Annotated in this window: 13 protein-coding genes and 1 tRNA gene; 13 read left to right on the top strand and 1 reads right to left on the bottom strand. The window is 48.0% G+C overall.

Annotation, left to right across the window (positions count from 1 at the left end):
- Positions 1–311: 311 nt before the first annotated feature.
- The 11 genes from FVR03_RS08210 (at position 312) to FVR03_RS08160 (ending at position 22,319) form a co-directional block, all read left to right on the top strand.
- Positions 312–1,493: an endo-1,4-beta-xylanase gene (locus FVR03_RS08210; RefSeq protein ID WP_222707196.1), complete on the top strand. Its 1,182-nt coding sequence runs from the start codon at positions 312–314 to the stop codon at positions 1,491–1,493.
- On the top strand, positions 1,462–3,420 hold the full coding sequence (locus tag FVR03_RS08205; protein ID WP_187270092.1) for a glycoside hydrolase family 97 protein: 1,959 nt from the start codon (positions 1,462–1,464) through the stop codon (positions 3,418–3,420). The genes FVR03_RS08210 and FVR03_RS08205 overlap by 32 nt, the downstream gene beginning before the upstream one ends.
- A 437-nt stretch (positions 3,421–3,857) precedes the next feature.
- Positions 3,858–4,712 (top strand): sialate O-acetylesterase, encoded by an 855-nt coding sequence (locus tag FVR03_RS08200; RefSeq protein WP_147921260.1) that lies wholly within the window; start codon positions 3,858–3,860, stop codon positions 4,710–4,712.
- Between the two features lie 18 nt (positions 4,713–4,730).
- A complete protein-coding gene (locus FVR03_RS08195) occupies positions 4,731–6,047 on the top strand; it encodes a family 8 glycosyl hydrolase (RefSeq protein WP_255474127.1) in 1,317 nt (438 codons plus the stop codon).
- Between the two features lie 60 nt (positions 6,048–6,107).
- Complete coding sequence (locus FVR03_RS08190) at positions 6,108–7,694, top strand: glycoside hydrolase family 43 protein (RefSeq protein ID WP_147921259.1); 1,587 nt, start codon at positions 6,108–6,110, stop codon at positions 7,692–7,694.
- Positions 7,695–7,938: 244 nt separating this feature from the next.
- Positions 7,939–9,708, top strand: a complete 1,770-nt coding sequence (locus FVR03_RS08185; RefSeq protein WP_147921258.1) for a glycoside hydrolase family 43 protein — start codon at positions 7,939–7,941, stop codon at positions 9,706–9,708.
- 427 nt (positions 9,709–10,135) lie between these two features.
- Complete coding sequence (locus FVR03_RS08180) at positions 10,136–12,739, top strand: glycoside hydrolase family 3 protein (RefSeq protein ID WP_222707195.1); 2,604 nt, start codon at positions 10,136–10,138, stop codon at positions 12,737–12,739.
- A 489-nt stretch (positions 12,740–13,228) separates the two neighbouring features.
- Entirely contained in the window at positions 13,229–14,947 is a 1,719-nt protein-coding gene (locus FVR03_RS08175; RefSeq protein WP_147921256.1) for a glycoside hydrolase family 43 protein, read from the top strand.
- 74 nt (positions 14,948–15,021) lie between these two features.
- Positions 15,022–17,850: a beta-galactosidase GalB gene (galB, locus tag FVR03_RS08170; RefSeq protein WP_255474126.1), complete on the top strand. Its 2,829-nt coding sequence runs from the start codon at positions 15,022–15,024 to the stop codon at positions 17,848–17,850.
- Between the two features lie 420 nt (positions 17,851–18,270).
- Complete coding sequence (locus tag FVR03_RS08165) at positions 18,271–20,217, top strand: sialate O-acetylesterase (protein WP_147921255.1); 1,947 nt, start codon at positions 18,271–18,273, stop codon at positions 20,215–20,217.
- 419 nt (positions 20,218–20,636) lie between these two features.
- A complete protein-coding gene (locus tag FVR03_RS08160; RefSeq protein ID WP_147921254.1) occupies positions 20,637–22,319 on the top strand; it encodes a helicase associated domain-containing protein in 1,683 nt (560 codons plus the stop codon).
- Between the two features lie 265 nt (positions 22,320–22,584).
- On the opposite strand, the gene FVR03_RS08155 is transcribed toward FVR03_RS08160, so the two are convergent.
- A tRNA-Ser gene (locus FVR03_RS08155) sits at positions 22,585–22,669 on the bottom strand.
- A 511-nt stretch (positions 22,670–23,180) separates the two neighbouring features.
- Between FVR03_RS08155 and FVR03_RS08150 the strand changes: the two genes are divergently transcribed.
- The gene (locus FVR03_RS08150) at positions 23,181–23,855 is read left to right on the top strand and encodes a response regulator transcription factor (RefSeq protein ID WP_147921253.1); all 675 of its coding nucleotides are present in this window, start codon (positions 23,181–23,183) and stop codon (positions 23,853–23,855) included.
- A complete protein-coding gene (locus FVR03_RS08145; protein ID WP_147921252.1) occupies positions 23,855–25,126 on the top strand; it encodes a sensor histidine kinase in 1,272 nt (423 codons plus the stop codon). Before FVR03_RS08150 ends, FVR03_RS08145 begins: the two co-directional genes overlap by 1 nt.
- The last annotated feature ends 38 nt before the right edge of the window (positions 25,127–25,164 follow it).

The raw sequence follows: 25,164 nt of genomic DNA, 5'->3' as shown, positions 1-25,164 counted from the left end.
ATAAATTTTTCATTGGCGAGGCACTCCGTTTTCTCAGGAAAAGGGTTTTCTATTGAAATACGGACATAATGTTACGCCAGGTTAAATGTATGTTACAGCCAGATTCATTTATGTAACATAGCAGGAAAGACCTGTAATGTAAAGATGCTCCCTTTACTCTGGAGTTAAATAGATTTGTATATCGGTAGTTGAACGAATGTTTGTATTATCACTAACATAGGATTCTCAGTATAAATAGTATTTATCAGTTAGAGGGATGGCGCTATAGGTCGTTAATTTCTTGCCTGGTTTTGAGTTGAAAAAGTATGAAAATGAAAAATATAAGATATTTATCCGGTACAGGAGTAGCAATACTTGTTATAAGCGTGTTTAGTGTTGCCTGTAAAGTTATAAGCCCAGATACTGGTGAATTAGCACTGAAGGATGCTTATAAAAACAAGTTTTACATCGGTACTGCTCTTAATGAGCGGCAGATTATGGGCCATGATGCTGCTGCTATTCAAGTAGTGAAGGAGAACTTCAATGCCGTGGTAGCCGAAAATTGCATGAAAAGCGGCATGCTCCAACCTGTAGAGGGCGAATTCCGTTTTGAGCTGGCAGACCGGTTTGTGGAGTTCGGCGAACAAAACAACATGCATATTAACGGCCACACCCTCATCTGGCATTCGCAGGCACCACGTTGGTTTTTTAAAGATGATCAGGGAAATGATGTGTCTCGGGAGGTGCTGGTGCAGCGCATGAAAGACCATATCTACACAGTGGTTGGCCGCTACAAAGGCCGCATCCATACCTGGGATGTTGTAAACGAAGCGATTCTGGATGATGGCTCCTGGAGGAAAAGTAAGTTTTACGAGATTATTGGCGAAGACTTTGTGAAACTCGCGTTTCAATTTGCCCATGAAGCCGACCCTGGTGCCAAACTGATGTACAACGATTTCTCTATGGCGCTACCTGGTAAAAGAAAAGGTGTGGTGGCTATGGTGAAGAAACTTCAGCAGCAGGGGGTGCAAATAGACGGCATCGGAATGCAGGGGCACATTGGCTTACAGTATCCGGCCATTGATGAATTTGAAAAAAGCATATTGGCTTACTCTGACCTGGGGGTTAAAGTAATGATTACAGAGCTGGACCTCTCGGTGCTTCCATCTCCCTGGGAGAACACAGGAGCCGATGTGTCTGCTAACTTCGAATATCAGCAGAAAATGAATCCTTATGCGGCTGGCCTGCCCGATTCTGTTGACAATGTCTTTCAGGAGCGCTACCTCGACTTTTTTAAACTTTTTTTAAAGCACCAGGAGAAGATAGACAGAGTAACGCTTTGGGGAGTTAATGACGGACAGTCCTGGAAAAACAACTGGCCTATAAAAGGCCGAACAGATTATACCTTACTTTTTGATAGGGAGAACAGGGCAAAGCCTGTTGTAAAATCGATTATACAGGCAGCACAACAACCACATTCTGATGAAAAGAAAAAGCGGAAACAGAGTATTTAACTACATCATTTATTTATTAGTACTTTTTCCTGTGCTGGCCCAGGCCCAGCAGGCTAACGTTAGCAGCCCTGATAAGAAGGTACAGGTAGAAGTATTTACGCAAAACGGCAAGCCGCAATACCGGGTAACGTTTGCCGGCGAAACAATTCTGGAAAATTCGCCTCTAGGGTTACAGACTAATCTTATTGATCTTTCCAGTGAAATGACCCTGGTGGAAAGTAAGCAAAATGCAATCGATCAGAAGTATAGCCAGGATAAAATAAAGCAATCTGAAATTCACTACCTCGCCAATGAGCTGGTATGCTCGTTTGCCAACAAAGACAAAAAGGTTTTGAATGTGGTTTTCAGAGTAAGTAATAATGATATTGCCTTTAGGTACCACATACCCGAATCAGGAGACCCGAGAGCGCTTGTAGTAGAAAAAGAGGCGACCGGTTTTAATTTCCCACAGCATGCCAAAGGGTTTTTAACACCGCAGTCCAAATCTATGGTGGGTTTTGCCAGAACCAAGCCGAGTTACGAAGAAGGCTATCAGGTTGAAAAGGACATTGCTGCCAAGTCGGCAAATGGGCTTGGATATACGTTTCCGTGTCTTTTTCGGATGGGAGAAAAATGGGCCCTTGTTTCAGAAACCGGTGTCAGGGGCCTTTACTGTGGCTCCCACTTAAGCGACCCTACACCCGACGGAACCTACACGATAGCTTTTCCGGACCAGACCGAAAATAACGGGTTCGGAAGTACCGGAGCAGCCATAGGTTTACCGGCAACTACTCCCTGGCGAACCATTACAGTTAGCCAGGGTCTGAAACCAATTGTAGAAACCACCATTGCGTATGATGTGGTAGAGCCGCTATACGAGCCTTCTGTTAAGTATACGCACGGCAAAGGAACCTGGAGCTGGATTATGTGGCAAGACAATAGCATGACGTATGACGACCAGGTAAAGTACATAGACCTGGCGCACCAGTTAGGTTACCAGTTTATTTTGATAGATGCTTTGTGGGACCAGCGTATCGGCTACGAGCGCATGGAGGAGTTAATTAAATACGCTGCTTCGAAAGGAGTGGGGGTATTTCTGTGGTACAATTCCAACGGTTCTTTTAATGATGCCCCTCAAACGCCCATCAATAAAATGAACACGGCCATTGCCCGGAAAAAGGAAATGCAGTGGATGAAGCAAAATGGAGTGAAAGGCATCAAAGTAGATTTTTTTGGTGGAGACAAGCAGGAAACCATGCGCCTCTACGAAGACCTTTTATCGGATGCCAATGATTATGGTTTGATGGTTGTTTTCCATGGTACAACCCTACCAAGAGGCTGGGAGCGGATGTTTCCGAATTTTGTTGGGAGCGAAGCGGTGCTGGCTTCCGAGAATCTAATGTTCAGCCAGCACGCCAATGATGTCGAAGCTTTTAACGCAACCCTGCATCCTTTTATCAGAAACGCTGTGGCCAGCATGGAGTTTGGTGGTGTGGTTTTAAACAAACGCTACAACAGAAACAATGATGGCGGGAATCACAGGAAAACAACAGATGTATTTCAGTTGGCTACTGCTGTGCTTTTTCAGAACCCGGTACAGTTTTTTGCCCTCACGCCTAATAACCTGCACGATGCACCCGCTTTCACCATCGATTTTATGAAGGCGGTGCCTACCACCTGGAACGAAACAAAATTTATAGATGGGTACCCCGGGAAGTACAGCATCGTAGCCCGCCGACATGTTAACACATGGTACGTGGCAGGAGTGAATGCCCTTGCAGAACCGGTTGAGTTAAACCTGAAGTTGCCCATGCTGGCGGGGCAAAAGGTAATGCTTTACGGCGACAATAAAGACAGAACCAGCTACACCAGAAGTGCAACAGTCAACAAAAAAGGAGAACTGAAAATAACCATACAGCCCAACGGCGGACTTGTGTTGGTGCAATAGCTGTCTTCTTAACAAAATATTCCGACCATTCAACTTAACGGGAAACAGAAGGGAGACAGCTGCAGAGACAGGTCTTAATGGCAAAGAGTTATACAATGCAGAGGGCACAAAAATACTGTGCTGGTGGTGCATGCCCCTGGAAAAAGCCCGGACACCCTTGGCACTATTCCGGAAAAATAGCTTCTGAAGGCTGTTTTCATTAGAAAAATTCAGTTGTTTACTACTGATTAGTGGTAGTTATAAAGTAGACCCGATAGGTGCTGTAGTCGGCGCGAAGCTTTTAACTGGCAATGCTTTGTTGTGAAGATTATACCCTTGAGACTAAAATGTTAAAATACCTTCTGAAGGGCATTTTCATTCGAATAATTACCGCAAAATCGATAAACAATCTTTTGTAGGCCATAATCTGATTTACAGATAGTTATAAAGATAAAGATATGAAACGCATTATGTGGGTTTCTTTAGTTGCTGCCCTTATTTTACAAAATACAGCTGCTTTTGCCCAGAACCCGAACTTCCACATTTACCTGGCCTTCGGGCAATCTAACATGGAGGGACATACCAAATTTGAACCGCAGGATACAGCCGTTAACAAGCGATTTATGGTGCTGGAAGCAGTTGACTGCCCTAACCTGGGCAGGAAAAAAGGGAAGTGGTACACGGCAGTGCCTCCGTTAAGCAGGTGCACCACCGGCCTCACACCCACCGATTATTTTGGCAGAACCTTAGTAGCCAACCTGCCCGACAGTATTAAAGTAGGTGTGATTAACGTGGCTGTAGGAGGTTGCAAAATAGAGCTGTTCGATAAAAATAACGTACAATCTTATGTTGCTGCAGCACCTGACTGGATGATGAGTGCCCTTGATGCGTATGATAAGGACCCTTACGGGCGGTTGGTGGAGATGGCGAGGCTGGCCCAGAAGGATGGTGTCATTAAAGGAATTCTGCTGCACCAGGGCGAGTCGAACACAGGCGATGCGGAGTGGCCAGCAAAAGTAAAAGGTGTTTATGATAATCTGCTCAAAGACCTGCATCTTAAACCTGGTTCGGTTCCGTTGCTGGCAGGGGAGGTAGTAGGTAAAAAGGAAAACGGAGCTTGTGCCAGCATGAACACCATCATCGCAAAACTGCCTCAAGTCATTCCTAACGCACATGTTATCTCTTCTGAAGGCTGTACCGCCTTACCGGATCGCCTGCATTTTACGGCAGAGGGTTACAGAATGCTGGGGAAACGGTACGGCGCGAAGATGCTGTTATTAATGGGATATAAAATCGCTCAGGCCAGTCACTAATTTAATAAAGGGAATCAAATGAAAAAACACATTTGTGTAACAGCATTGGCATTTACGCTAATCAGTTTGGTTTTAGTAGCAGGATGTTCGACTGCTAAGCAGGGAGGAGAAGAGGTAAAAGACCCGCGCGGAAAAATGAAGCCCTGGGAAGCCGGAGCCTGGGAAACCGGCAAGTACCGGAATGTATTCCTGGAAGCAGGTTATCCGCAGGCTGAAATCGATGCAAAACTGGCAAAAGCCTATCACGACCTCTTCGAAGGACCCGACAAAGTCTATTTTGAAGTGGGCGATTCGATGGCCTATGTATCGGATATAAAGAACAAGGATGCACGTACAGAAGGTCTTTCCTATGGGCTTATGGTGGCCGTGCAGCTAGACAAAAAAGAAGTGTTTGACCGGCTCTGGCGCTGGACCAAAAAATACATGCAACACCAGGGCGGACCCCGCGATGCTTACTTTGCCTGGAGTGTAGATCCGAAAACAGGTAAACGCAATTCAGATGGTTCGGCCTCCGATGGCGAGTTGTATTTTGTGACCTCCCTGTTATTCGCTTCGAACAGGTGGGGCAACGATACTGGTATAAACTATTATGCCGAAGGAAGAAGAATTCTGGATGCGATGTGGAGCAAAGACGGCACCATGGGAATCAAAAATGTACTGAATGTGGAGCACAAGCAGATCAACTTTGTGCCTGAAGGCGACATGTATGACTGGACCAACCCATCGTACCACGTACCGGCATTTTTCGAAGTATGGGCCGAATACGCGAAAGATGGCCGGGAACAGTTCTACAGAGATTGTGCAGATACGGCTCGTGTATTCCTGCACCGGGCTACTCACCCCCAAACTGGCCTTACACCAGATTACTCTGAGTTCAGCGGTGCCCCCCATAGCAGAGGCCGCATGGGCGATGCTTTCCGCTACGATTCCTGGCGCGTGCCCATGAACATCGCCATGGATTACAGCTGGTATGCCAAAGACAAAAAGTGGCAGCAGGAGTATGGGAGCCGCATTCAGAACTTCCTCTATAGCCAGGGAATCGAAACCTACGACGACCAATACAACATCGACGGGTCACGCCCGGAGTGGATTCTGCAGGCGGGAGGTTTCCAGAAATTACGCCACTCACTGGGCCTGGTATCTACTGCCGGGGCAGCCTCTATTATGGGCACCCAAGCTAAAAGCTGGAAATTTGTGGATGAGGTTTGGAACGCTAAACTGGAGCCTTACGAGGATGGATACTTCGACCCGTATTACGACGGTTTGTTGTACCTGTTCAGCCTGATGCACCTGAGCGGAAATTACAAGATTATCACACCGGGCCAGGCAGGTTAAGGTTGCTACTCTTCACCACCTCTTCAGGGAGGCTGAACTCACCCAATTGAAAAAACGAAAATGAAAAATTTACTTTCACGGCTCCTTGCGCTTGCAATCGTTTATATTTTCATAACCCTGCCTGCAGTAGGCCAGGGCGCAAAGAACCCGATAATTTATGCTGATGTGCCTGATATTGCCATAATCCGGGTAGGCGACAACTACTATATGAGCAGCACCACCATGCACATGAGCCCCGGCGTACCGATTATGAAATCGAAGGACCTGGTAAACTGGGAACTGGTAAGTTATGCCTACGATGTGCTGGAGGAGGTGGATGAGCTGACGCTGACCAATGGGAAAAGCACCTACGGCAGAGGCTCCTGGGCCAGCAGCCTGCGGTTCCACAAGGGTACCTACTATGTTACCACCTTTGCCCAGACAACCGGAAAAACGCATGTGTATACTACAACCGACATTGAAAAAGGTCCCTGGAAAGCTACGTCTTTTAAACCCTCTTTGCATGACCACACCCTGTTTTTCGATGATGACGGCCGTGTGTACATGATCTGGGGCGCTGGCAAACTGAGCATGGTAGAGCTCAACGAAGATTTGTCGGGTACCAAACCGGGTACTGAGCGTGTGCTCATCGAAAATGCAACAGCACCGGCTGGGCCTAACGTAGGCCTGCCAGCCGAAGGCTCTCAACTCTTTAAAGTGAACGGGAAATACTACCTCTTTAATATTGCCTGGCCCAAAGGCGGCATGCGTACTGTTATCGTTCACCGTGCCGACAACATTACAGGCCCCTACGAGGGCAAGGTTGTATTACAGGACAAAGGCGTAGCACAGGGCGGACTTATTGATACACCCAATGGCGAGTGGTACGCGTACCTCTTCCGCGATTTTGGAGCAGTCGGTCGCATACCGTACCTGGTTCCGGTAAAATGGGAGGCTGGCTGGCCGGTATTGGGTGAAGACGGTAAGGTGCCCGACGAGTTAAGCCTGCCTGCCAGCAAAGGCCTGATGCCACACATAGTGGCCTCCGATGATTTCACCCGAAAGAAGGGAGAACCAGCCTTGCCGCTGGTGTGGCAGTGGAACCACAACCCGGATAATGCGCTATGGTCGTTGAACCAGCGGAAAGGCCACCTGCGGTTAACAACGGGGCGTGTAGATAATGACTTTTTATTGGCCAGAAACACCTTGACACAACGGACAATCGGCCCTGAAAGTGCTGGTTCTACAGCCATTGATGTTTCAAAAATGAAGGAAGGCGATTTTGCCGGTCTTGCCATGCTGCAGCAAAGATACGGGCTGGTTGGGGTTAAATTTGAGAATGGCGTTAAATCCATTGTTATGGTAAAAGCCGAATCAGGGGCTCCGGTTGTAGAAGAAAGTATACCGCTCAAACAGAAAAAAGTGTATCTGAAAGCAGAAGCAGATTTTAACGATCGCCGTGATGTAGCCACCTTCTATTATAGCCTCGATGGCAAAACCTGGACGAAGATTGGTTCACAGCTGAAGATGGCCTATACCATACCGCACTTTATGGGGTACCGTTTCGGGCTGTTCAACTATGCCACCAAAACACCGGGCGGCTCTGTAGATTTCGATTATTTTCGCATAGATGATCGGATTACTGATACGGCTAAAGAACAATTATGACCGGTACTAAATGATCAATTACTAGCTCTAAGAGCATGTAAATAACTACTGTTAGGCACTTTGGTCAATGTAATTCTTGAGGCAATTATTTAAATGAAAGTAGCCTTTCAGGGTTGCCGTGGCTCCTGGTGCTGCTGCACTGTAACGCCGTTGATAGCGAACGAAAGCGCTATCGTGCGCTTCTAAAACAGGCGTAAGGTCAGGAACCATAACACGAACAATTTATCAGTTAATAACATATAAAATGAAACGATTACAAGTCGGATTTACGCTATCGAAAAACAGAAGAATAGCTTTGCTATGTGTTTTTGTAGGCATGTTTTCTTTAATGAGATTAAGCGGAAACAGCCAGAATTTAAATGTGCCCAAAAATGCCCCTGTATTTTCTAATTCTGTGTACGTAGGCAACGATAAAATTTACAACGACAATCCGCTAAAGGTGGGTGAATTCTACAACCCCATTTTGCAAGGCGCTTATCCAGATCCGGCTATCACCCGCAAAGGCGACGATTATTATATGGTGCACTCCTCTTTTGCCATTTTTCCAGGGGTACCCATTTTCCATTCCAAAGACCTGGTGAACTGGACCCAAATTGGCCATGTGTTAGACAGGCCGTCGCAGCTGAAAGTGCACGATACCGGCATAAGTGCCGGCGTTTATGCACCGGATATAAAATACAATGCCAACAACGACACCTTTTACATGATTACCACCCAGTTTGCAGGTGGTTTTGGCAATATAGTGGTGAAAACGAAAGACCCCTTGAAAGGCTGGAGCGATCCGGTTAAGTTAAAGTTCGATGGTATAGATCCTTCCCTTTTCTTCGACGATAACGGGAAAGCCTATGTCGTGCACAACGATGCGCCTGATAAAGGAAAAGAACTATACCAAGGACACCGCGTGATAAAGGTATGGGATTATGATGTTGAGAAAGACCAGGTAATTGCAGGCACCGATAAAATTATTGTAGATGGCGGCGTTGACCTCGCTAAAAAACCCATCTGGATCGAGGCTCCGCACATCTACAAAAAGAACGGCCGCTATTATTTAATGTGTGCCGAAGGCGGTACGGGGGGTAACCATAGCGAAGTTATTTTTGTAAGCGACAACCCGAGAGGCCCTTACACGCCTGCTCCGAACAATCCCATCCTGTCGCAAAGGCACCTGAACCCGAACAGGACCAACAAAGTAGACTGGGCCGGTCATGCCGATTTAGTAGAAGGCCCCGATGGCAACTATTATGGCGTTTTTCTGGGTATCCGCCCGAACGAGAAAAATCGCGTAAACATTGGCCGCGAAACCTTTATTCTGCCTGTCGATTGGACTGGTGAATTCCCGGTTTTTACAAATGGCCTGGTGCCAATGGAACCGAAGCTGAAAGTGCCTGCAGGAGTAGCCAATAATACCGGAAAAGAAGGCTTTTTCCCCAACGGCAATTTTACGTTTACCGATAACTTTACTTCTGAGAAACTGGATTACCGCTGGGTTAGTTTAAGAGGACCCCGCGAAGCATTCATTTCTACTTCAAAGCAGGGGTTGCAGGTAAACCCCTTACCGGTCAATATAAAGGAGGTGAAACCCACTTCAACGCTCTTCCTCAGGCAACAGCACAACAACTTTTCTTACACCACCACCCTTAATTTCAAGCCAGCTTCAGAGAAGGAACTGGCAGGTATCGTGCTACTGCAAAGCGAAAAATTCAACTATGTGTACGGCCTGACCAGGAAAGACAAAGACTTTTATGTAGTACTGGAAAGAACAGAGAAAGGTGCATCCAGAATTATCGCGAGCAAAAAAGTAGATAACAAGAAGCCCATCCAGCTTCGGGTAAAAGCAGACGGCGATAACTATCAGTTTAGCTATTCGACAAGTGGAACCGACTTTGTGAATGTGGGCGAAACCGTTTCGGGCGATATTCTCTCCACCAATGTGGCAGGAGGTTTCACGGGTGCCATGATTGGCTTATACGCCACTTCTGCAAACGATGCGCATCCTCAGAATTTGGTTCAATAATTTGAGTAAGCTGCTGTAGCCACTATAGCTATTGGGCAGGTTGTTCAGTCCAGGCATCAGAACAAGTCAATACACTCAACTTGTAAATCAGATGAAATCTGTTTCTATTACTGTGATAGGAGCAAGTTTCATTTGTTTTACAAGTTGCTGAAGTTCCTGAGCCGGGCAAACCAGATTTTCAATATAATAGTAAGCCCGATTTTATTTTAAAAAATGACTAATGCTTGTGAATAAGAGAAGAAATAAGTAACTATGCCAACGTTGGCATAGAATATGAATTTTAGCACTTGTGCCTCCACCTGTAACGCATCCGGCAAAGCAGGTACTGTTGTTTTTGTATGAATGATTACCTGCTAAGCTGCACTCACCCAACATCTGACAAACAAATTTTAAATGAATAATGAAAGCTACTCTGTTATTTTTAGTAATGGCTGTACTGCTGGGAACTGCAGCGTTTACCCTCAGGCAGGAGGAAGATTATGACTACCCGTTCCAGAACCCTTCGCTCTCATTCGAGGCCCGGGTAAATGACCTGGTATCGCGCCTGACGTTGGAAGAAAAAGTAGCGCAGATGCTGAACGCGGCTCCGGCCATTGAGCGCCTGGGCATTCCGTCGTACGACTGGTGGAACGAGGTGCTGCACGGTGTGGCGCGTACGCCTTACAAAGTAACGGTGTATCCGCAGGCAATTGGTATGGCCGCCACCTTCGATACTACTTCGCTTTACCACATGGCCGATTTTTCAGCACTGGAAGGGAGAGCAATCTATAACAAAGCCATTGAAGAAGGAAAATCAGGGCAGCGCTACGTGGGCCTTACCTACTGGACTCCCAACATCAACATTTTCCGGGACCCGCGCTGGGGAAGGGGCCAGGAGACCTATGGCGAAGATCCTTTTCTGACGGCCATGTTGGGAAGAGCCTTTGTGCGCGGGCTGCAGGGCGAAGACCCGAAGTACATGAAAGCAGCTGCCTGTGCCAAACACTACGCCGTGCATAGCGGCCCCGAGCCCGAACGGCACGTGTTCAATGCCACCGCCTCCAACTACGATCTTTGGGATACCTACCTGCCTGCTTTTGAAGAACTGGTTGTAAACGCGAAAGTAGCCGGCGTGATGTGTGCCTACAATGCCTTCCGAGGGCAGCCCTGCTGCGGTTCCGATATCCTGATGAACGACATTCTGCGCAACCAGTGGCAGTTTACCGGCTATGTTACCTCCGACTGCTGGGCCATCGACGACTTCTTCAAAAACCACAAAACCCACCCCGATGCTGCCAGTGCCTCTGCCGATGCCGTTATGCACGGCACCGACATTGACTGTGGCACCGACGCCTATAAATCGCTGGTACAGGCCGTGAAAGAAGGCAAAATAACAGAGCGGCAGATAGACCTGTCGGTGAAACGGCTGTTCACAATCCGCTTCAAATTAGGCATGTTCGACCCGGTTGCTATGGTGAAATATGCCCAGACACCAGCCAGCGTGCTGGAAAGCGCTCCGCACAAGGCACACGCATTAAAGATGGCGCAACAGTCGATGGTGCTCCTGAAGAACGAGAAGAACACGCTGCCGCTACGCAAAAACCTGAAGAAGATTGCCGTTATCGGCCCTAACGCAGATAACCCGATAGCGGTGCTGGGCAACTACAACGGAACACCCTCCGAGATTGTGACGGCGCTGCAGGGCATCCGGAACAAAGTAGGCAGCAACACAGAGGTAGTTTACGAGCGGGCCTCCACCTTTACCAAAGACACGCTGCTGGCGTACACCGACATCAGTAAGCAACTGACCTTCAACGGTAAGCCAGGCGTACAGGCTGAGTATTTCAATAATAAGGAGCTGCAGGGCCAGCCAGTGGCGGTGCGGCAGGAACCTGGCATATCGCACAACTGGCAGGAAGGCGAAACCGTAATCGGCAGCATGAAAGCCTATAACTTTTCGGCCCGCTATACCACCGACTTCACCGCCACCAGCAATGGCTCTATTACCCTGGAGGTGGAAGGCGACGATGGGTACCGACTGCTGGTAGATGGCAAGGAGCAGCTTAATGCCTGGACCCGTAACCGATGGGGTGCCAGGAGCTATAAACTGCCTACGCAGCAAAATAAGACCTACAGACTGGTGCTGGAATATTACCAGGGCGAAGGCAAGGCATCGGTGCATTTGCGGGCCGGCAATTTTGCCAGAACAGACTTTAAGGCGCTGGCAAACCGGGTAAAAGACGCTGATGCCATTGTGTATGTAGGAGGTATTTCTCCGCAACTCGAAGGCGAGGAAATGAAAGTGGACGAGCCTGGCTTTGCCGGCGGCGACCGCACCACCATCCTGCTGCCAAAGGTCCAAACCGACCTGATGAAAGCTCTGAAAGCGACTGGTAAACCAGTAGTGTTTGTCATGATGACCGGTAGCGCCATCGCCATTCCGTGGGAAGCAGAGAACGTGCCTGCCATCGTGAATGCCTGGTATGCCGGCCAGTCGGCAGGTACGGCCATAGCCGATGTGCTGTTCGGTGATTATAACCCGGCTGGTCGCTTGCCGGTTACCTTCTACAAAAGCGATCAGGACTTGCCGCCTTTCGGAGATTATACTATGGAGGGGCGTACCTACAAATACTTTAAAGGCCAGCCCTTGTATGGTTTCGGGCACGGCCTGAGTTATACCACCTTTACCTACGACCAGCTGAAAATACCTACCAGCGGTAAAGTGAACAGCCCTGTAACAGTAAGCGTGCGGGTAACCAACAGCGGTAAAATGGATGGCGAAGAAGTAGTGCAGCTCTACACCAGCCGCCAGGCAGCAGGTTTCAAAACACCAATCAGAGCCCTGAAAGGTTTTCAGCGCATTGCACTCAAAAAGGGCGAGAGCAAAGTAGTTACTTTTACGCTGCGCCCGCAGGACCTGACTGTTATAGATGAAAGCGGCAATGCCAGGCACGTGCCAGGTACGATCCTATTTAGTGTAGGTGGCAGCCAGCCCGATGCCAGTACCAAAAAGATTAAAAAGACAGTGGAAGGAGTAATCGCTCTAAACTAAGTACAGTAAAAGTTTTGGATCAAACCCTTGGCAATATTCTGGTAAAATATCTTCTGAAGGCCATTTTGATTAGCATAATTTATACGCTGGTTCCGTGCCGGGCCCATTGCCAAGGCAGTTAAAAAAGTGGTTGGAAAGCATTATTTAACAAAACGAAATATGAGGTCCTTATTCCTCCACAAAAGATAAAATAACCGGGGCAGTCGCTGATTATTCTAATGAATTGAGCCTTCCGAAGAAAAAAGAGCAAAACCAAGCCAAGGGTTTAACGCGGCAACTAAACTTGTAGGCTGCACAAAGTGCCTGCAAGAAAGATTTGAAGCGAGGACCCTTGACTAGTTTGAGCTAAAATTCCTTTCGAAGGGTTATTTGATTAGAATAATTTAAAACCTGATGCACCCCAAGATGCTGATCTTAGCTGATTCGTGCATGCTGCAAAATAGCAGCGGGGATAAACTCATATAAATTTTCAAGTTTAGTAAGATGTACATGAATGACAAAAATCGGTTTTTGAAAAAGGCGTTGCTGTTAATTGCCTGTTGCTTTTGCCTGTTCCATACAGGAACTTTTGCTCAGGACAATAAAAAGTTTCTGAACCCTATTATGGCAGGTTTTTACCCAGACCCTGCCATCTGCCGTGTAGGCGATGACTATTATGTTATCCTCTCTTCTTTTGCCTACTTCCCGGGAGTTCCTGTTTTTCATAGCAAAGACCTGGTGAACTGGAACCAGATAGGCAACATACTGGACAGGCCAGAGCAACTGAACCTGGATAAGCATGGCGTGTCGAGAGGCATTTTTGCGCCAACGCTTTCCTATCATGAGGGCATGTTTTACATGGTAACCACGCTGATCGACAGAGGCGGAAACTTTGTGGTTACGGCCACGAATCCTGCCGGGCCATGGTCAGAGCCTGTCTGGTTGAAGGATGTTCATGGAATAGACCCTTCTCTGTTTTTTGATGAAGACGGGAAAGCCTATATTATCTATAACAGCGATGCACCGGATAATAAGCCGCTGTACGACGGGCACCGCACCATCAAAATGCAGGAATTTGACCATAAAAACCTGAAAACCACATCCGCACCAGTTATTTTGGTGAACGGCGGTGTAGACATCTCTAAAAAGCCTGTCTGGATTGAAGGACCGCACATCTACAAAAAAGATGGCTACTATTACCTGATGGCGGCAGAGGGAGGTACCAGTGTGAACCACTCCGAAGTAATACTCCGAAGCAAAAAAGTAAACGGAGACTATGTGCCGAATCCGAACAACCCTATCCTGACGCAGCGCCACCTGCCTGCCAACAGGCCAAACCCGGTTTCCGCCACCGGCCACGCCGACCTGGTGCAGACGCAGAACGGAGAGTGGTGGGCCGTGTTCCTGGCCACCCGCCCCTATACAGAGCAGGACCACTACAACATTGGCCGCGAAACGTTTCTGGCCCCGGTAACCTGGAAAGATGGCTGGCCCATTATCAATCCGGATTTTGAGGAGGTGCAGTATGCGTACAATCGGCCTAACCTGCCGGCAGGGAAGACACCAAAACTTCCGCTGAATGGTAACTTTACCTACCGCGAAGATTTTAAGGAAAGAGAACTCCCCATGCATTGGCTCATGCTCCGCACACCGCGTACGGCGTGGTACAGCCTGAGCAAACCGGCCGGAAGCCTGACCCTGGATGTACGGCCGGAGACCATATCCGGAGATGCCAACCCTTCGTTCCTGGCCCGACGGCAGCAGCATATCTACGGAAATGCAAGTGCTAAAATGGATTTCAAACCAGCGTCTTCAGATGAGTTTGCCGGTATAGTTGCCTTCCAGAACGAGACGCATTATTATGCACTGGGTAAAACACTGGTTAATGGCAAAGAAGTAGTGCAGTTGCGCAAATCAGAGAAAGCGACCGAAGGCAGCCCGGAAACTACGGTACTGGCAGCTGCACCTTTAAAAAAGAAAGACAGTAAAAAGCCCCTCTTTCTGAAAATAGATTTCAGAGCCGGCAAGTACGCCTTCTATTTTGGGTCCAAAGAAGGCGACTGGACACTGCTGCAGGACAACGTAGACGGAACCTTCCTGAGCACGCGTACGGCAGGTGGTTTTGTAGGCGTAACGCTGGGTATGTATGCTACCTCACAAGGCAAGCCTTCCACCGGAAAAGCATCCTTCGACTGGTTTGATTACCAGGGCAACGACCCGGTGTATTAGACAAAGGCTGTGAAAGGTACTATAGGAGTACAGATGGAAAACAGTAACCAGAGAACAGGTAAGTAACCAGCAGGATGAAGTTTAAAGAATCAGGTCAACTCCCGGTAGCAGTACGCTTTTTGTTATGTATGTTGCTTCTCCAGCCATACCATCTTTTTGCGCAGGGAAAAAAAATAGCCTTAAACAGGAATAGTATAGGTGCCGGCATACCGGAACGTACACAAACCAAGGGCATAAGTGCAAACTCTACAACCCGCGAGCGCATTTTAATAAATGAGGGCTGGAAGTTTTATAAGTATAGCTCGCTAGCAGAAGCTGACACCCTGATCTATGATTTGCGGCCGGAGGTAAGGGAGGATAGGGACGGCCGGCCGGCTGACGAGAGACCAACAGAGGCCGCGGAGATTGCAGCCAAAAGAGCGGTGTTAAAGCCATGGATATTGCCAACAGGCAATGCCTTTATCAAAGACCCCGCCAGGTGGCATACCCGACCGGCCGGAAATCCTGGAGGTAATTTCTCCTTTGTTCAGAGAAATTTTAACGATGATGCCTGGGAAAGCGTGAACCTGCCACACGACTGGGCTATAAAAGGGCCATTCTACAAAGGTTGGAACACTGAAATAGGAGGGGGTATGGGTCGCCTGCCCATTCAGGGAGTAGCATGGTACCGGAGGAAGCTGGATATACCTGCTTCCGATGCTGGAAAATCAGTGTTCCTGGAGGTAGATGGAGCTATGTCTTACGCCATGGTTTGGCTGAACGGTAATTTGGTGGGCGGCTGGCCGAATGGCTACTCTTCCTGGCGCGTTGACCTCACGCCTTATCTGGTTCCGGGAGGAGAGAACCAACTGGCCATCCGGCTGGACAATCCTCCAAGCTCCTCCCGCTGGTACCCCGGAGCCGGTATCTACCGCAATGTCTGGCTGACCAAAACAAGCCCTGTACATGTGGGGCAGTGGGGCACTTCCGTCACAACCGGTAATGTTTCCAAGGCCATTGCGACCATAGATTTAAAAGTTACTGTTGATAATAAGTCAACAGTTAATGAGAAGTATGAAATTGCTACGGAGATCTATGCGCTGGATGGCAAAGGGAAGAAAATGGGTAAACCAGTTGCCAGAATAGCACCTGTAACACTGGCAATTAAGGCAGAAAGTAGTGAAACTGTTTCGGGTTCTGTCAGCATCTCTAACCCTAAATTGTGGGGGCCACTGCCAAACCAAAAGCCTAACCGTTATGTTGCAGTAACCACGGTTTCGGCACAGGGCAAGAACTTAGATGCCTACGAGACACCTTTTGGTATTCGCTCTTTGCGTTTCGATGCCAACGAAGGAATATTTGTAAATGAGGAACGCATCTATATCAAGGGGGTGAACCAACACCATGACCTCGGCGCATTAGGAGCAGCGTTTAATGTGCGGGCCGCAGAACGTCAGTTAGAAATACTTCGTGAGATGGGCTGTAACGCGATCCGGATGGCTCACAACCCGCCAGCACCCGAATTGCTGGAACTGACCGACCGTATGGGTTTCCTGGTTGTGAATGAGATTTTTGATGCCTGGGAACTGAAAAAGCCGCCCCTCGATTTTCATCTCATTTTCCCGGACTGGCATGAGCAGGACCTGCGCACACTCATTCGCCGGGACCGGAACAACCCCAGTGTTATTATGTGGAGCTTTGGCAACGAAGTAGGCGAGCAATATACCGGAGAAGAAGGCGCGCAAGTAGCCAAACGATTAAATGCGATTGTAAAAGAAGAGGATGCCACCCGCCCCACAACTGTCTCGATAAACTATGCCAAGCCGCATATGCCACTACCGGCCGTGGTAGATATCATTAGCCTCAATTACCAGGGCGAGGGTATTCGCGATGCGCCAGCTTATGCCGGGCTGCAGGGTATCCGTACATCCCCGCTCTACCCTGCTTTTCACGAGAAGTTTCCCGACAAGGTCATTCTTAGCAGCGAAAACGCAGCAGCTGTCAGCTCCAGGGGAGCCTATCTGTTTCCTGTTACAGACGGTATCAGCGCACCGGTAAAAGATGGGTTGGGCGGTGATCCCAAAAGCCTGCAGGTCAGTGCCTACGAATTATATTCAGTAGACTTTGGCTCCTCCGCCGATAAGGTGTTTGCCTCTTTGGCCAGGCACCCCTATGTGGCAGGAGGCTTTGTGTGGAGTGGCTGGGATTACCTTGGCGAACCTACGCCCTACTACCTTGCCCGCAGCTCTTACTTCGGGATTATTGACCTGGCCGGTTTTAAGAAAGACCGCTTTTACCTCTACCAGTCGCAATGGCGCCCAGGTTTACCGATGGCCCATATCCTGCCGCACTGGAACTGGTCTGATCGGGCTGGGGAGGTTACGCCGGTGCATGTGTTTACCTCCGGCGATGAAGCCGAACTGTTCCTGAACGGCCAGTCGCTCGGTCGGAAAAAATTAGGGCAGCATGAGTACCGTCTGCGCTGGGATGACGTGAAATATACGCCGGGAGAGCTGAAGGTAGTTGCCTATAAAAATGGAAGAAAATGGGCCGAGAATACCGTCAAGACTACGGGGGAGGCTCATAAACTTCAATTAGCAGCAGATCGGGCTGCCTTTCAGGCTGACGGGCAGGACCTGTCGTTTGTTACGGTGCGTGTAACCGATAAAAAAGGTTTGATGGTGCCGAATGCGAATAACACACTGCGGTTTTTTGTTGAAGGGCCAGGAGAGATTGTGGCAACAGACAACGGCGATCCGACGAATCTGGTCCCGTTCCCGTCTCATGAGCGCGATGCCTTCCATGGCCTCTGTCTTGTAATAGTTCGTGCAAAGCCTGGTCAGAAAGGCACAATCAAACTAAAAGCGGAATCTGATGAATTGGAAGCAGCTACTATTACTTTGAAAACCATCAATGGAAAATAAGTAAATGCACACAAGTACCAGGAGCTTCGCCAAATTAAAAATTAGAAATTTAAAATTAGGATTTCCGCCAGGTAGGTGTATCTGTGATCTCGGAGAAGATATTTCACTCCATAAATCTGGATGTAGAAAGACTACCTTTACGCCTGTTTCCGCGAGTAAAAATTCGCCACTAAGAGAAACCACGAGCTGAAAGCTTGCGGCAGCAGGCCTGTTAATCTGAATACTGAAACCTCTTGATATGGTATGCAATCCAATTATTCTAATGAAAATGGCCTTCCAGAGGTATTTCTTATAATAAAAGCCTAATACCTTCAGAGGTAAAAATATGGCTGTTTCTTCGGGAGCGCAATCGTTTCCAATGAAGATGCAAAACCTAATGCAAGTTAGATGTACGTGCCTTACCACCTTATCGAAATTTTGATGAAGCTAATAAAAGTATTTCCCAGGTTTTTGTTGCTCTTTGTGTTGCTGCAGACCCCTGCTTTTGCTCAAATTACATTGCCCAGCCTCATTCAGGACGGTATGGTGCTGCAGCGTGATGCCAGACTGAACGTATGGGGCTGGGCATCGCCCGGTGAAAAAATTAACATCACGTTTAATGGCAAACGGGCAAGTGCCACCACGGCTGCTGATGGTAAATGGCGAGCCACCTTGCCCGCTACGAAAGCAGGCGGCCCCTACACCATGGTACTCAAAGGCAAGAACACCGTTACCCTGAAAGATGTTTTGGTTGGCGATGTGTGGTTCTGCTCGGGGCAGTCGAACATGGTGCACCAGCTATCGCTCCACAACATAACATACGCCGAAGATATTGCGAATGCAAACTACCCCCAGATCAGGCATTTCTGGATTCCTACTACCACCAACCTGCAAGGCCCGGCCAGAGATCTGCCGGCCGGCACCTGGAAAACAGCCAATCCAAAGGATGTAAATGAATTTTCGGCCGTAGCCTATTTTTTCGCCCGCAAAGTACACTTGCAATACCGTATCCCGATCGGGCTGATAAACGCCAGTGTGGGAGGCACGCCAATAGAAGCCTGGATGAGTGAAAATAGTCTGCAGGATTTTCCTGATGCCATTACCGCCATCAACAGGAACAGAGACACAAGCTACGTGAACGGCTTAAACCGGAAAGCCTTTGCCGCTGCCGCCAGCAACAGGCAAAAACCGGAGCAGGACAAAGGCGTTACAGGCTCTGTTAAATGGTTCGATACAGCGTATGTTCCGAAGGGCTGGCAAAATATAAATGTGCCGGGCTATTGGGAAGACCAGGGGATCAGAGACCTGAACGGCTCGGTATGGTATCGCCGCGAAATAGAGGTGCCCGCTGCCATGGCTGGCGTACCGGCAAAAGTGCATCTGGGGAGAATAGTAGATGCTGATTTTTTGTACATCAACGGAAAACAAGTCGGCCACACGTCTTATCAGTATCCGCAACGGAGGTACAGCTTGCCTGCCAGTGTACTGAAACCTGGTAAAAATGTGCTGGTGGTGCGGGTGCTGAACACAGGAGGAAAAGGGGGCTTTATTCCGGACAAACCTTATTTCATAGAAGCGAACGGGCAAACACTCGATCTGAAAGGAACCTGGCAGTATAAGGTTGGTGAGGTGTACCAGCCTGCAACCGGTGGAGGAGGAGGCGGCTTAAATGCCCAAAACCAGCCAACCGCCTTGTACAATGCCATGGTGGCACCTGCTGTTAACTATGCTGTTAAAGGAGTACTCTGGTACCAGGGCGAGAGCAATGCCGGAAACCCTGCTGCCTACAAAAAACTGCTTCCGGCCCTCATAAACGACTGGCGCGGCAAGTGGCAGCAAAGCAATCTGCCCTTTCTGTATGTGCAGCTGCCCAACTTTATGGACGTGAACTATCTGCCTTCAGAAAGCAATTGGGCCCTGATGCGGGAGGCTGCCTTAGAGACGTTAGCAGTACCTAACACCGCCATGGCCGTCACCATCGACCTGGGAGAGTGGAATGACATTCACCCGGACAATAAAAAAGACGTTGGCCTGAGGTTGGCGCTGGCTGCCCAAAAGCTTGTGTATGGCGAAAAGAACCTTGTTGCGTCGGGGCCGCTTTATCAGTCTGCTCAGGTAGAGGGAGATAAAATTCGGATCAGCTTTACAAATACAGGCAGTGGCCTGGTAGCCATAGATGACGAAGAACTTACCTGGTTTGCCATAGCAGGCGAGGATAAGAAGTTTGTCTGGGCCAAAGCCAGAATTGAAGGAGACAAGGTAGTAGTGTGGAGCGAGGAGGTGCCGCTGCCGAAGTATGTTCGCTACGCCTGGGCCGATAATCCGTTTGGTGCCAACCTGTATAACAAAGAGCAGCTGCCCGCCTCTCCTTTCCGAACTGACAAGTAGCTTAGAGTACTCGGTTACCCTTGGCCAAAGTAGAGCTAAAAACCTTCGGAAGGCTGTTTTCATTCAAATAATTGAGTGTCAGAATCCATCTTGGCTCAAGGTGAGAATTTACAGAAGGGCATCTGAAGGAGAGTAAGATTCTTGATCCTGGGTATGCCGCCATAGAAATCTTTTCAGCCGAAGATGATAGCTGCGGATAGAATAGCTGAAGTGTAAGGAAAGTTGTATAGTCGCCGGCACAGCTTATCTGAAAAGGTTCACTTTTATACACACTATAAAAGTTGTGTAACGTGATACGTGTGTCGTTTTTATTAAGGTGACGCAATTTCTGATTCAAATGAATTAGCACGTTGGCAAGAACGCTGTCTAACAATTTATAAATGCTCTGAAGGTTATTATCTGGTTCTTCTAATTAGGATATGGAAAATGTACAGGCCAATTTATTCAGTAAAGATTTCTTAGAGAGGTGGCATAGAAGTTATGCGAAACTGGAAGCGCATGTCAGGCAGGAGGAGCTTGTGTTTGATGGTATTGATGAAGAACTGGAGTTGTGGGTAAATATTCAACGGCAAATCAGGCACATGTTGCCCCCGGTACTAAAAGAAAAGCTTGGTACACTCAACTTCGATTTCAAGGCTATCCAAAACACCTGGGAAAACCGATATAGGCAGCTCTGTTCCTTTTATAAAAAATACGGCCATACCTACCTGCCACCAGACAAAGAACATGAGGACCTGAAAGACTGGCTGGTAAGGCAGGTGATCCATAAAAAGTACCTGACAGCGAATCAACTCCAGAAGTTAAACAATGTGGGAGTTGACTGGGAAACCTCCCTGACCAGGGAGCAGCGGTGGGACCAGATGTATAGAAGGTTACAGGATTTTTTCCTGACGTTTGGCCACAGCAGAGTGCCACAATCCTGGGAAAAGGATAAACAGCTGAGCCATTGGGTAAAAATACAGCGAAGAAAATATGCCCACGGGAAATTAAACGAAGATCGGGAGCAAAAGCTTCGGGAGTTACATTTTATATGGAGCATACAGGATGTTTATGAGTGGCAGTGGGAGTCGTATTACCAGCAGCTCGTTGCCTTCTGTAGCAGGTTCGGACATTGTAATGTGCCTGGTACCCATAAAAAGCTGGTAAGCTGGATAGAGCGACAAAGAATTTCCAAAAAGAAAAACCTGCTGGCTCCGGAACGTGAAAGTAAATTAACCGAGCTAGGTTTTATTTGGGGTTTTGAAGACGCTAAAATAGAGAGTTGGGAGAAAAGCTACAGACAACTACTGGCTTTTAAGCGTGAACACGGTCATTGTTTTGTTCCTGTTACCTATAAAGAAAGTAAAGCATTAGGCAATTGGGTGGCCACACAAAGGTTTCTGGAGGCGCGTGGGGAGTTGCAGGAAGCCAGAAGGAGGAAATTAGAAGAAGTGAATTTTGTGTGGAGCAGGAACACGAAAAAAGAGTTAACCTCCATTGCCGATAAGAACTGGTTAGTTAATTTAAGCAAGCTGATTGCCTACCAAGAAGTACATGGCACTTATCAGGTTTCTATTAACATAAACCCGGCACTCCAGCGGTGGATTAGTTGGCAACGTAAAATGTTTTTCATGGGCAAACTGTCAGATAGCCGAATTGATAAACTCAATGCAATAGGGTTTTCATGGAATGGCCCAGACGGATACTGGGAAAAGATGTATGAAGCCTTGTCTGATTACAAAGCAAAGTTTGGGCATACGCGGGTACCCTTTCAATGGGCTCCAAATCCTAAGCTTGCTGCCTGGGTCTATAGGCTGAAAGCAAATAAAAGCGAGGTTGAGCCTCAGAAAGTTGAGCTTCTGAACCAGCTGTGTTTCGACTGGTCACTGAGTAGAAGGACCTTTGTTACGTGGGAGGCTATGTATAATCGGCTTGTGGCATATAAGCAGGAGCACGGAAACACCAGAGTTCCGGCAGAGTACCAGAACGACCTCAAACTGGGGAAATGGGTTAGCCGGATGCGGCAAGAAAAGGAAGTTTTAGCACTGGAACGAATCAACCTTTTAGATAAAATTGGCTTCGATTGGAGCTGTCGCCCTTACTCAAAAATTATGAAAAGCTGATACCTTCACGCTCAGCCATTTCTCCCTGATATAGTAGCGAAAACCGGCTTCTCCATTTTCAGTAGTCTCATTGTGAGAAATATAAATCTGCAACCCGAACCTAGTTTGATACAAGTTTTAGCGGGAGGGGAAAAACAAAAAAGCCCGAAATCCTAATAATTTCGGGCTTTTGAATTAAAAATTTCTAATGTTTTAACCGGTGTTACACCTGAAAAACGGAAAAGGGCATCTACGATTTGTAGATGCCCTTTTTTAATCTTACTTGCAGAGAGGGAGGGATTCGAACCCCCGGACCTGTAACAGTCAACGGTTTTCAAGACCGCCGCATTCGACCACTCTGCCACCTCTCTGTGATGATGTAAAGTAATCGTGCACAAAAGTATACTACGTATTCGAACTTTCAAAACACATACCGAAAAAATACGCCCTTTTTTAAGTAAAAATAAGTAATTAGCTGATTATGAATGAGAAATTTTTCTGGGTTAGCGCCAGTTTCTGTTGCAGGTGAGCTATAATAGCAGCGAAATATAGGAAGTATGCTTGCCAGGTAGCCGCAGATGGTGTAAAAAGCCGCTCCAGTTTCTGGTAATCTACGCTGTTAGAGCAGCCATGCTGTTCTACCCTTGAGGTAAAAATGCAGAATTTGCTTTGGAAGGCTGTTTTCATTCAAATAATTCGAATCAACCTGGCAAACATTCGGGGGCAGAACCTGTTCCTAGGCATGCATGGCTGCAGCAATTACGTAGTATACACCACATTGTAAAGGAGAGGCTACCGCACAGCCTGGGAATAACTTGCCTGAAGCTCACACAGAATTACTTCAGATTTGAAAGTTACCTTGCTGCAACAGGAACGAGTTTTATGAAAATTTTAATTGTTGAAGACGAACACGCATTACGGGAGTCTATTGTCACCTATCTTCAGCAGGAAGGGTACGTGTGCGAACATGCCGGTGAACTCAGGGCAGGCATACAAAAGGCCGCAGACTTCAGCTATGCCTGCCTGATTGTAGACCTGACCTTACCCGGCGGGAACGGGCTCGAGATTGTGCGGACACTAAAAGAGAACAACCCCGAAACCGGCATCATTATTATTTCAGCAAAAAATGCGCTCGACGATAAACTAAAGGGCCTGGAAATGGGAGCAGACGATTACCTGACTAAGCCATTCCACCTGGCGGAGCTTAATGCCCGGCTAAAATCGGTGATCAGGCGCAGAAATTTTAACGGCCAGAAAACAATACGGGCCGGTTGCCTGGAGGTGTTTACCGATTCGGCAGAAGTGCTGGCAGATGGGGCCAAACTCGTCCTGACAAAAAAAGAATACTACCTGCTACTGTACTTTCTGTCGAACCGCAACCGCGTACTTACCAAAGATTCTATAGCCGAACACCTGTGGGGCGACCACATGGATGGGCTGGATTCCCTTGATTTTATTTACACGCACATCAAAAACCTGCGCCGTAAGCTGCTCGATTCCTGCGGCGAAGATTATATTCAGACAGTGTACGGCCTGGGCTATAAATTCAGTATCTGATGCGCATACTCACTAAAACTAGCCTTTATTACCTGCTGGTCTCGGTTGTTGTGTTTCTGGCCGGGAGCCTCTTGTTTTACAAGCAACTGCAAAACGAGATTTACGACGAAGTAGACGATCAGCTCTTTACCGATAAAGAAAACATTATTCAGTACATCAGAGAGAATAACCGGCTGCCTAGCGTGACCTCGGGTATTTCGGAAGCCATATTGGTGCGGGAGGCACAGCACGCCGACCTGGTGTTAGAGGAACTGGGCGATACCCTGATCTACAGCAACTACGACGAAGAGTATATCCCGTTCAGGCGGCTCACGTTTACAGCTTACCAGAATAATAAGCCATACCAGTACACTATTCTAAAATCGCTGACTGATTTCCAGGACCTGTTTGAAAGCACTTTTATAGCCATGGCCTGGATTTTTCTGATGTTGCTGCTAGGGCTGGTCTCGGTAAATTACATTATCAACAGGTTTACGTGGCGCCATTTTTACGATACGTTGCATAAAATAAAACACTACAGCCTCACAAAATACACACCACTACAGCTTAAGCACGCCAACACCACTGAGTTTCAGGAACTGAATGAGGTGCTGCTCTCCATGACCGATAAAATTTACAACGATTACCTGAACCTGAAGGAGTTTACAGAAAACGCCTCGCACGAAATTCAGACACCATTGGCTATTGTTAACAACAAACTGGAGCTCTTTATGCAAGCCGATAACCTGACGCAGCAGCAGGCACGCATGCTCGAAGAAATGGCAGGCTCGGTAAGCAGGTTGGCACGCCTGAATAAATCGCTGATTTTGCTCACGCGCATCGAGAACCAGGAGTTTCAGGAGCAGGAGCGGGTGCCGCTACACGAACTATTGCAGGAGCAACTGGAGCAGCTGCAGGAAATGATGGACCTCATAGGCCTCTCACTTGAGCCGCCTGTAGTACTGGAGCCAGTGTGGCTGGTCATGAACAGGGGCCTGGCAGAGGTAATGGTCTCGAACCTGCTGCTCAACGCTATCCGGCACAACCACCAGGGAGGCACCATCGGCCTGCAACTAACACAACGGGAGCTGAAGATCTGCAACACCGGAGAAGCCCTGGCAGCACCGCCCGACCAGCTAATGGGGCGCTTCGTGAGCAGCAGCAGGTCGTCCGGCTCTATGGGTATTGGTCTTGCGCTGGTAAAAAGAATCTGCGACCTGTACCACCTCCGGCTCCGGTACACCTACAACGAGCACCAGCACCAGCTTGTGGTTTCTTTCCCGGCTGCTTAAATACCCGGCTACTCTCTTCAGATTTCCTTCAGATTGCT

The sequence above is a fragment of the Pontibacter qinzhouensis genome (assembly GCF_008017455.1).
GTDB classification, from domain to species: domain Bacteria; phylum Bacteroidota; class Bacteroidia; order Cytophagales; family Hymenobacteraceae; genus Pontibacter; species Pontibacter qinzhouensis.
Note: the sequence above shows the minus strand (reverse complement) of the source record. Positions and strands in the feature narration are given on the sequence as shown.

Coding starts and splice junctions, on each gene's coding strand:
- FVR03_RS08175 (WP_147921256.1), top strand. CDS start 13,229: ATGAATGACAAAAATCGGTTTTTGAAAAAGGCGTTGCTGTTAATTGCC.
- FVR03_RS08205 (WP_187270092.1), top strand. CDS start 1,462: ATGAAAAGAAAAAGCGGAAACAGAGTATTTAACTACATCATTTATTTA.
- galB (WP_255474126.1), top strand. CDS start 15,022: ATGAAGTTTAAAGAATCAGGTCAACTCCCGGTAGCAGTACGCTTTTTG.
- FVR03_RS08195 (WP_255474127.1), top strand. CDS start 4,731: ATGAAAAAACACATTTGTGTAACAGCATTGGCATTTACGCTAATCAGT.
- FVR03_RS08190 (WP_147921259.1), top strand. CDS start 6,108: ATGAAAAATTTACTTTCACGGCTCCTTGCGCTTGCAATCGTTTATATT.
- FVR03_RS08160 (WP_147921254.1), top strand. CDS start 20,637: ATGGAAAATGTACAGGCCAATTTATTCAGTAAAGATTTCTTAGAGAGG.
- FVR03_RS08200 (WP_147921260.1), top strand. CDS start 3,858: ATGAAACGCATTATGTGGGTTTCTTTAGTTGCTGCCCTTATTTTACAA.
- FVR03_RS08165 (WP_147921255.1), top strand. CDS start 18,271: ATGAAGCTAATAAAAGTATTTCCCAGGTTTTTGTTGCTCTTTGTGTTG.
- FVR03_RS08150 (WP_147921253.1), top strand. CDS start 23,181: ATGAAAATTTTAATTGTTGAAGACGAACACGCATTACGGGAGTCTATT.
- FVR03_RS08180 (WP_222707195.1), top strand. CDS start 10,136: ATGGCTGTACTGCTGGGAACTGCAGCGTTTACCCTCAGGCAGGAGGAA.
- FVR03_RS08185 (WP_147921258.1), top strand. CDS start 7,939: ATGAAACGATTACAAGTCGGATTTACGCTATCGAAAAACAGAAGAATA.
- FVR03_RS08145 (WP_147921252.1), top strand. CDS start 23,855: ATGCGCATACTCACTAAAACTAGCCTTTATTACCTGCTGGTCTCGGTT.
- FVR03_RS08210 (WP_222707196.1), top strand. CDS start 312: ATGAAAAATATAAGATATTTATCCGGTACAGGAGTAGCAATACTTGTT.